Annotated in this window: 9 protein-coding genes; 2 read left to right on the top strand and 7 right to left on the bottom strand. The window is 73.0% G+C overall.

Translation table 11 applies throughout. From position 1 onward, the window contains the following. Positions 1–351: 351 nt before the first annotated feature. The gene (locus H5J29_RS12220) at positions 352–555 is read right to left on the bottom strand and encodes a cold-shock protein (protein ID WP_181781055.1); all 204 of its coding nucleotides are present in this window, start codon (positions 553–555) and stop codon (positions 352–354) included. Positions 556–928: 373 nt separating this feature from the next. Here H5J29_RS12220 and H5J29_RS12215 point away from each other — a divergent pair, with 373 nt between their 5' ends. After that, the gene (locus tag H5J29_RS12215) at positions 929–1,894 is read left to right on the top strand and encodes an acyl-CoA desaturase (RefSeq protein WP_181781054.1); all 966 of its coding nucleotides are present in this window, start codon (positions 929–931) and stop codon (positions 1,892–1,894) included. Between the two features lie 71 nt (positions 1,895–1,965). Here the strand turns inward: H5J29_RS12215 and H5J29_RS12210 are convergent, their stop codons facing one another. The 5 genes from H5J29_RS12210 to H5J29_RS12190 form a co-directional block, all read right to left on the bottom strand. Further along, positions 1,966–3,549, bottom strand: a complete 1,584-nt coding sequence (locus H5J29_RS12210) for an alpha-amylase family protein (protein ID WP_181781053.1) — start codon at positions 3,547–3,549, stop codon at positions 1,966–1,968. Next, a complete protein-coding gene (locus H5J29_RS12205) occupies positions 3,546–4,511 on the bottom strand; it encodes a TIGR03885 family FMN-dependent LLM class oxidoreductase (RefSeq protein ID WP_181781052.1) in 966 nt (321 codons plus the stop codon). Before H5J29_RS12205 ends, H5J29_RS12210 begins: the two co-directional genes overlap by 4 nt. A gap of 36 nt (positions 4,512–4,547) precedes the next feature. Next, on the bottom strand, positions 4,548–5,351 hold the full coding sequence (locus H5J29_RS12200; protein ID WP_181781051.1) for a maleate cis-trans isomerase family protein: 804 nt from the start codon (positions 5,349–5,351) through the stop codon (positions 4,548–4,550). An 82-nt stretch (positions 5,352–5,433) separates the two neighbouring features. Further along, the gene (locus H5J29_RS12195; protein WP_181781050.1) at positions 5,434–5,844 is read right to left on the bottom strand and encodes an STAS domain-containing protein; all 411 of its coding nucleotides are present in this window, start codon (positions 5,842–5,844) and stop codon (positions 5,434–5,436) included. A 74-nt stretch (positions 5,845–5,918) separates the two neighbouring features. Beyond that, complete coding sequence (locus H5J29_RS12190; protein ID WP_181781049.1) at positions 5,919–7,616, bottom strand: ATP-binding SpoIIE family protein phosphatase; 1,698 nt, start codon at positions 7,614–7,616, stop codon at positions 5,919–5,921. Between the two features lie 216 nt (positions 7,617–7,832). Here H5J29_RS12190 and H5J29_RS12185 point away from each other — a divergent pair, with 216 nt between their 5' ends. Beyond that, the gene (locus tag H5J29_RS12185) at positions 7,833–8,336 is read left to right on the top strand and encodes a hypothetical protein (protein WP_181781048.1); all 504 of its coding nucleotides are present in this window, start codon (positions 7,833–7,835) and stop codon (positions 8,334–8,336) included. A 13-nt stretch (positions 8,337–8,349) separates the two neighbouring features. Here the strand turns inward: H5J29_RS12185 and H5J29_RS12180 are convergent. Next, the coding region (locus H5J29_RS12180; protein ID WP_376768522.1) for an alpha/beta hydrolase family protein at positions 8,350–8,796 on the bottom strand (447 nt) is incomplete at its 5' end.

Below are 8,796 nucleotides of genomic sequence, written 5' to 3'. Positions count from 1 at the left end.
GGTCCGCACCCTCGTCGTCCCCGCCCGGGAGGACCTGGAGATCGCCCGCGGCACCCGCCGGGCGCTGGCGGGCCACTAGCCCGCGACCTCGCCGACGGCACTGTGGCGTAGCGCTCCGGGTAACGGCGCACGAGATCGGCGTCGATGTCGTCGGTCTCCCGGGCGGCTGACGCGGCGGCTCGGCGGTCGGCGACGGATGAGCAGGTTGGCGGGGGAGGACCTGCGGGGGCCACCGAGACCATGCGGTGGGCCGCCGCCACGCTGGTGGCCGGGGCGCTCGCCGAGGGCGCGCACGAGAAGAGCCCGCCTCCCCGAGGGGAGACGGGCTCTCTCTAGAGCTGGGGGTCTAGATCAGACGACCCGGACGCCCTGGGCCTGCGGGCCCTTCTGGCCCTGGCCGATCTCGAACTCGACCCGCTGGCCCTCGTCGAGGCTGCGGAAGCCGCCGCCGTCGATCTCGGAGTAGTGAACGAAGACGTCGGCGCCGCCGCCGTCCTGGGCGATGAAGCCGAAGCCCTTCTCGCCGTTGAACCACTTCACGGTTCCCTGTGCCATGTCTGACTCCCTCTCAGGTGGTTGGACCACACCTTGTGTGCAGCCCGGCCGACCTTGAAGGCGATACGTACGCGTCCTGTGGACCCGGTACGGCCTACCGCCAACCTGTTTCTGCGGCGTGCGTAACACGAGCACCGAAACTGAACGACCTGTGCTCACCATAGCGCGTCTGCACCGTCGCCGGCCACGAGCCTCCGTCATGAGTTGTGGGGCGTGTCGCAAGACGGTTGGGAACCTCGCTCTCGTGGTACTCACCCCGGGTAGGACGTGTCGACGCTGCCGTCCTCCCTCCGCTCCGGACCTCGGCGGATCGACCGCGACGCCTCGGGCGTCGCGCGCACCACCCCCACCGAGCGAGACGAGCACCCCAGGCATGACCCTCAGTCCCATCGCCCCCGGGCGGACCCACGACCCGCAGGAGCACGCGCCCGCCGCCAAGCCGGTGATCGCGGGCCGCAGCCCCGTCGGGCGGGCCGCGCTGGTCTACCTCTTCACGGTCCTCCCGATGGTGGCCCTCGTCGCGGCGGTGCCGCTGGCCTGGGGATGGGGACTGTCGTGGCTCGACGTCGGCCTCGCCGTCGGCTTCTACTTCCTGTCCGGCTTCGGGGTGACCGTCGGGTTCCACCGGTACTTCACCCACCGCGGTTTCAAGGCACGCAAGGGGCTGCGCAACGGGCTCGCCGTCGCCGGGAGCCTGTCCCTGCAGGGCGACGTCATCGGCTGGGTCGCCGACCACCGCCGCCACCACGCCTTCACCGACAAGGAGGGTGACCCGCACTCGCCGTGGCTGTTCGGGACCACCCCGCTCGCGCTGGCCAAGGGCTTCTTCCACGCCCACCTCGGCTGGCTCTTCTCCCGGGACCGCACCAACGCCGAGCGGTTCGCACCCGACCTGCTCGCGGACCGCGACATCGCCCGGATCAGCGCGCTGTTCCCGCTCTGGACCGTGCTCAGCCTGCTCACCCCCGCCCTCGTCGGCGGGCTGGTCACCCTGTCGTGGTGGGGTGCGTTCACCGCGTTCTTCTGGGCGGGCCTGGCCCGGGTCGCGGTCCTGCACCACGTGACGTGGTCGATCAACTCGATCTGTCACATGCTCGGCGACCGCCCCTGGGACGCCCCGGGCAAGGCGACGAACGTCTGGCCGCTGGCGATCCTGTCCATGGGCGAGTCGTGGCACAACCTGCACCACGCGGACCCGACCTGCGCCCGGCACGGCATCGGCCGCGGACAGCTCGACCTCACCGCCCGGGTGATCTGGGTGCTGGAGCGGCTCGGCTGGGCCGACACGGTCCGGTGGCCCACCACCCGCCGCCTCGCCCGCCTGACGCCCCGGTCCTGACGGGTCGGCCGGGCGCTCCCTGCCCGGTCGCCCGCACCGGGCCCCTCAGGAGGCCCGGCCACGAGACCTGCTCAGCTCGTCCGCAGCCACCGGAGACCGTAGGGCGGCAGGGGGATCGACGCCCGGCCGTCCGCGTCGAGCCGCACCGGCTTCTCGGCCGGGTCGAGGACGTCGACGAGCTCGGCCCCCGCCAGGTCCTTCAGCACCGGCTCGGCGACGACCTCGGTGTCGCCGAAGTGGTGCAGCGCGAGGATCGTGGTCCCCTCGGCGTCGCAGCGGTGGGCGAAGACGGGGCGTGCGGCGGAGCCGGGGTCGAGCACCGTGTAGGTGCCCCACGCCAGCTCGGGGCAGGCCCGGTAGCTGTCCACGAGGAGTCGCATCCAGGACATCAGCGACCCGGGATCCCTGGTCTGCGCCTGGGCGGCCGTCCAGTCCATGTCGGACCGGACGGCGAAACGGCCGGGCAGGCTCAGGTCCTCCACCATGCCGATCTCCTCGCCGTAGAACAGCACCGGGGTGCCGGGCAGCGAGAACAGCAGGCTGTAGACCATCCGGATCCGCCGCTCGTCGCCGCCGAGCATCGACGGCAGGCGCCTGCGCAGGCCGCGGCCGTAGAGCTGCATGTCCTCGTCGGGGCCGAAGGCGGCGAAGACCTCCTCGCGCTGCGCGTCGGTGAGCTTGTCCAGAGTCAGCTCGTCGTGGTTGCGGACGAAGGTCGCCCAGTGGCCGTCCTCGGGCGGGTCCGGGCGCTGCCGCAGCGCGTTCGCCAGCGGTTCGGCATCCGCCCGGGCCAGCGACAGGTACATCTGCTGCATCCCGACGAAGTCGAAGCACATCGTCAGCTCATCGGTGGAGCCCGCGCCGTCCCGGGCACCGAAGAACGGCATCGTGTCCGGGTACGGCAGGTTGACCTCGCCGAGCAGCACGGCTTCACCGTTGCGGCGGCGGAGGAACGCGGCGAGGTCGGCGAGGTAGTCGTGGGGGTCCGGCAGCGCGGCGGCGTCGTCCTGGCCCGCGGTCTCCAGCAGGAACGGCACGGCGTCGACCCGGAAGCCGGACAGCCCGACCTGCATCCAGAAGCCCATGATCCGGGCGATCTCGTCCCGGACCTCGGGGTTCGCGACGTTGAGGTCCGGCTGGTGCTTGTAGAAGCGGTGCAGGTAGTACTGCTTGGCCTTGCGGTCGTACTGCCAGAGCGAGGTCTCCTGGTCGGGGAAGACGACCCCCTCGGGTCCGTCGGCGGGCTTCTCGTCCTGCCAGACGTACCAGTCGCGGTACCTCGAGTCGGGCGAGCTGCGCGCCGCCTGGAACCACGGGTGCGCGGCCGACGTGTGGTTGACGACGAGGTCGGCGATCACCCGCATCCCGCGGTCGTTCGCCGTGCGGATCAGCTCGACGACGTCGCCGTGCGTGCCGAGCCGGGGGTCGACGCCGTAGAAGTCGGTGATGTCGTAGCCGTCGTCGCGGTCCGGGGTGGGGTAGAAGGGCATCAGCCACAGGCACGTGACGCCGAGCCGGTCGAGATGGTCGATGTGCTGGATCAGGCCGCGGAAGTCGCCGACGCCGTCGCCGTCGGAGTCAGCGAAGGTCTCGACGTCGAGGCAGTAGACGACGGCGTTCTTCCACCAGAGGTCCGACGTGCGGGTGAGCTTCACGCGGCCGCCTTCAGCTGGGGGAGGACCTTCGCGCCGAACGCGTCGAGGAACTCGGACTGGTCCTGGCCCACGTGGTGGATCGCGATCTCCTCGAACCCGAGGTCGGCGAACTCGGCCAGCAGTGCGGCGTGTCGCCCGAGGTCGCTGGAGACCTGGACGGATCCCCGGACCTGCTCGATCGGCACGTGCGTGGACACCGCGTCGAAGGTCTCCGCGGTGTCGATGTCCCAGCAGGCGGGCGGCGGGAAGACGTTGCTGCGCCACTGCTCCAGCGCGATCGCCTCGGCCTGCTCCTCCTCGGGCGCCCAGCTCACGTGCACCTGCAGGTGCAGCTTCCCCCGCCCGCCGGCGTCCCGGTAGGCCGCGACCATCTCGCGCAGGTGCTCGTGCGGGGCGTTGACGGTGATCAGGCCGTCCGCCCAGTCCGCGCACCAGCGCGCCGTCTCGACGCTCACCGCGGCGCCGATCAGCGGTGGCGGCTCCGGGGGTCGGGTCCACACCCGCGCCCGGTCCACCCGGACGAGCCCGTCGTGGCTGACCTCCTCGCCGCGCAGCAGGGCCCGGATGACGTCGACACACTCGCGCAGCCGCGCGCTGCGGACGTCCTTGCGGGGCCAGTCGTCCCCGGTGATGTGCTCGTTGCTCGCCTCCCCGGTCCCCAACGCCGCCCAGAACCGGCCCGGGAACATCGCGCCCAGCGTCCCGATGGCCTGCGCGATGATCGCCGGGTGGTAGCGCTGGCCCGGTGCGTTGACCACGCCGAAGGGCAGCGAGGTCGCCTGCAGCGCGGCCCCGAGCCACGTCCAGGCGAAGGCGGACTGTCCCTGCCGCTCACTCCAGGGCGAGAAGTGGTCCGAGGACATCGCGGCGTCGAACCCGACCTGTTCCGCCCGGACGGCGGCCTCCAGGAGGGCGGACGGAGCAACCTGCTCGTGCGACGCATGCCAGCCGTAAGCGGTCATTCCAGGCAGTACCCGCCACCGGTCCGGGTGACACGCTCAGCGCAGGCTGCGGGAGAACGTCCGGAACACCGTCTGGCGGTCGGCGTGGCCCAGGAGGTCCAGTGCCTGCCACAGGGTCACCTGGGTCGCGGTGAGCACCGGCTTGCCGACGAGCGCCTCGAGCCTGCCGAGGATGCCTGCGGTGTGCAGGGCGGTCTCGGGCAGCAGGACGGCCGCGGCCCCGGGGGCGTCGGCGGCCCGGACCAGGTCGGCGATCCGGTCGGCCGTCCAGCCGGCCAGGTCGCGGTCGGACGGGGCGTCGGCGGACACGCGGTGCACGGTCCGCACGCCCGCCTCGTCGAGCAGGTCGACGAAGGCCGCGGTGACCTCCGGGTGGTAGACCGACGCGAGCCCGACGGCGTCGATCCCCAGCCGCCGCAACCCGGCCACGAAGGCGAGCGACGTGCTGCCCGCCGGGATACCGAGGTGGGTCGAGAGGGCCTGGGCCTGCGCGGTCGCGTGCGCGAGGCCGCCGAGGAAGCTGCACGAGGAGCAGGCCAGGGTGACGACGTCGGGTGCCTCGATGAAGCCGTCGGCGGCGGCCCGCAGCCCGTCCAGGGTGCCGAGATCGGCCACGGCGGCCCGGCGGCCGGCGGGGTCGAGGTCCGCGAGGTCCCCGACGGCCGCGGACCACCGCAGGTAGCTCACCTCGATCGCCGCCGCGGGATCGAGGCCGGCGGCCAGCGCCGCGTAGTCGTCCTCACCGCAGTCCCGGGTGGGGTACAGGAGGCCGACCCGCGGTGGGCCCACGGACCGCACCACCCGGCCTCGGCTCTGCGGGTGGGTGGGTTCGGCGGACATGGTGCCTCCCGGCGGTGCGGAGGCGCTTCTCTGGACCTCGATGGACGGAGCGGTACCGGCGACGGGCGCCGCGGCGGCGACCCTACGGGTCCCGGGTCGTGTGCGGGGCGAGGACCACGCGCAGCAGGTCCTGCGTGGTGGCGTGGCTGGTGAACATCTCGTCCATGCCCAGGATCCGCAGGACCCGCTCGACCGCCGGGCTCGGGGCGACCAGGTGGAGTGCGCCGTCGACGCCCTGGTCCTCGCGCAGCGCGGAGACGAGCATCTGGATCCCGCTGGAGGCCAGGAACGTGACCCCGGACAGGTCCAGCGCGACCACGCCGACCTCGGGCGAGGTGGCCTGTTGCAGGTAGCGCGTGACCTGCGGGGCGGTGGCGCTGTCGAGCTCCCCGCGCACGGCGACCACGACGACGCCGTCGCGGACCCGCGTGGCGGCCAGGTGCAGGGGGGCGAGCCCGGTCCCGTCGAACTCGGGCGTCGGGTGTTCGGTCATGGGTGCGCGCGCTCTCTCGTCCTCCGCGGTGCCGATCGCTGGGGATCGGTCGGCACCGGGCCCGGATGCTCGACCTACGGATACACCACGGGGCCGTCGAGGGCGATCTCCGCGGTGACGGTCTTGCCCGTTTCGTGATGATGGAAGGTCCAAGTGGAGGAGAGTGCCTCCACCATCTGCAGCCCGCGACCGCGGACGGCCGTGACGTCGTGCACCTGGAGCTGCGGCTCGTCCGCGGAGCCGTCGACCAGCTCCAGGGTCAGCGACGCCGCGCCGAGCGTGAGCGCCACCGTGAACGGGGTCCGGGCGTGGTCGACGGCGTTGCTGGCCAGCTCGTTGGCGACGAGGACGGCGGCCTCCGTGGCGTCCTCGTCCACGCCCCACCCGCCCAGCCAGACCCGGACGTCCCGGCGGACCCGGCCGCAGGACTCGGGGGTGGGCTCGTAGTGCTGTTGCATCCGCCTCACCTCCGCGTCGGTCCGGTCCTCGCGGGGCACGGTGGCCTCGCCGTGGTCGCCCGTCGGATCCCCCGTGGAGATCGTCGGCAAACCCGTCGGGGGCACGGGCCCCGTCCGGGTGAGGAGGGCGACGGCGAGGTCGTCGCCGCGCAGCGGGGCGCGTTCGTCGACCGCGATGAGGAGCGTGTCCAGGACGCGGTCGGGGTCGTCGGGCCAGGCCGGGCCCGCGGCGGCGAGCTGCGGGGTGAGCAGCTCGAGCAGGCCGTCCGTCCAGAGCACCTCGCCCGCGGCGTCCCGGGCCTCGATGAGCCCGTCGGTGTAGAGCATCAGGGCCCAGTCGCGGGGGAGCGGCACCTCGACCGGCGGCCAGGTGGTGCCCAGCCGCACCCCGAGGGGTACGCCGAGCGCGTGGTCGGGCAGCAGCCGGGGGACGGTGCCGTCGAGCAGCAGGGGCGCGGGGTGCCCGGCGAGGTAGAGCGCGAGGCGGTCGCGGTCGGCGGCGACCGAGACCATCGCGACGGTGGTGAAGAGCGTGGGGTCGTGGCGCTCGGTGACCAGCACCTTGTCCAGGATCGGGAGGACGTGCGCGGCGGGCACCCCGGCGAGGATCAGCGTGCGCCAGGCGATCCGCAGGCTGACCCCGACCGCGGCCTCGTCCGGGCCGTGCCCGCTGACGTCCCCGATGATCACGTGCACCGTGCCGTCGTCGGTCTCGATGCAGTCGTAGAAGTCCCCGCCGAGCAGCAGCTGCCGCTCACCGGGCTGGTAGCGGGTGGTCAGCCGCAGGGGCTGCTCGCAGAGCAGCGGCGTGGGGAGCAGACCCCGGCCGAGCCTGCGGTTCTCGCGTTCGTGCGCCCGGGCCTGGTCCAGCTGGCGGGTGAGGTGCTCGGCGTGTCTGCGTTCGACGGCGTAGTGCACGGCGCGGGTGAGGAGCTGCCCGTCCACCCGGCCCTTGATCAGGTAGTCCTCGGCGCCGGCGGCGACGGCGGCGCGTCCGCGGGTCTCGTCGACGTCCCCGGTGAGGACGACGATCGCCGGATGGCCCTCGACGGCGAGCAGCCGGGCCAACCCGTCCAGCCCGGCGGCGTCGGGGAGGTTCATGTCCAGCAGGACGCAGTCCGCCGAGCCGAGCAGCGGCAGTGCCTCGCCGAGGCGGTGGACGTGGACCACGTCCCGGATCTCGCCGCCGTCGGTGAACAGCTCGGACACCAGCAGGGCGTCCGCGTCGTCGTCCTCGACCAGCAGGACCCGCACGGGGGCCGTCGTGGTCTCCCGCTGACCGGGCGCCGCGATCGGAGGCATCGGCTCGGTCACTCGACTCCTCGGGACACTCGGTATCGCCTGGGAGAGTAGCGAGGCCGCGGGCGGGGCGCAGGACCTGTCCCCTCCCCGGGTGCGTGCCCGCGCCGGACCTCGTCGGTGGGAGGGTGTCGACCGCGGTTCGGCGAGGATTTCCGACGATGTCGGTCACGGTGTCGTGTCGGATCGGTGATCTGCGGATACCTTGCCGCTGAACGAGAGGAGACGGGGTTGGCGAACGAGACACCCGAGACGACGGCAGGTCTGTCGATCCAGGGTGAGCAGCAGCAGGACGTCGGGTACGTCAAGGCGTCGGAGGACGACGTCGATCTGTACGTCGACGGTGTGTCCGACGAGGTCCTCATGTGCCGGGAGCGGGGACGCCACCTGTTCCCGACGATCCGGCAGGCGGGGATCCACTTCACCGAGGTGGACGACGAGGGTCTGTTCCTCCGCCGTCTGACCTGCACGTGCTGCCGGTTGGCGGTGCGGGTGGAGAAGTGGGAGGGCGTGCGACGGGGTGGTCGGACCCGGTTCGCGCGGGTCGCGTCGAACCTGGAGTACCAGGTCGGCCTCAACGGCGAGAAGTACCTGGCGCCGTCGGGGCGCGGGCACATGACCCCGCGCCAGATCGGTGACTCGATCGCGTCGAAGGCATTGGCGGGCCAGACCCTCGCCTCGCTGCGGAAGGCCGCCAAGGCCACCGCCAAGGAGGCGCGCTCGGCGGAGGCGTGAGACCGGCCCGCGATCAGGCGGGGCAGGTGCCCCGCGGGCTCCCTGGCAGCGCGGCGAGCCAGGGGAGCAGCTGGGGGAGGGCGTCGGCCGCGATGAACCCGTGGTCGGCGCCGGGGACCGTGAGCGAGGTGACCGCGGTCCCCAGCGCGCACTCCCGGGCCACGAACGCCGCCGTGGTCTCTGGCCGGACCAGGGTGTCCGCCCCGCCCTGCGCCACGAACAGCGGCACGGGCAGCCGGACCGAGCCGGGGGTGTTGTCCCGCAGCAGGCTCGCCCACGGCTCCGTCGTGGACGGGTCCGCCTTCAGGTAGCGCCCGACCAGCGGCCCGGCGATCGCGTGCAGCCGCGCGTTCTGCCCGATCAGGCAGAGCCCCGCCATGCCCGGGGTGGCGGCGGCGCCCTCGGGGGTCAGGATCGCGTCCAGGGGCGCCTGGAAGGCCTCGGCGTACGCGGCGAAGGG

Source organism: Pseudonocardia pini, assembly GCF_013870575.1.
GTDB lineage: Bacteria > Actinomycetota > Actinomycetes > Mycobacteriales > Pseudonocardiaceae > Pseudonocardia > Pseudonocardia pini.
Note: the sequence above shows the minus strand (reverse complement) of the source record. Positions and strands in the feature narration are given on the sequence as shown.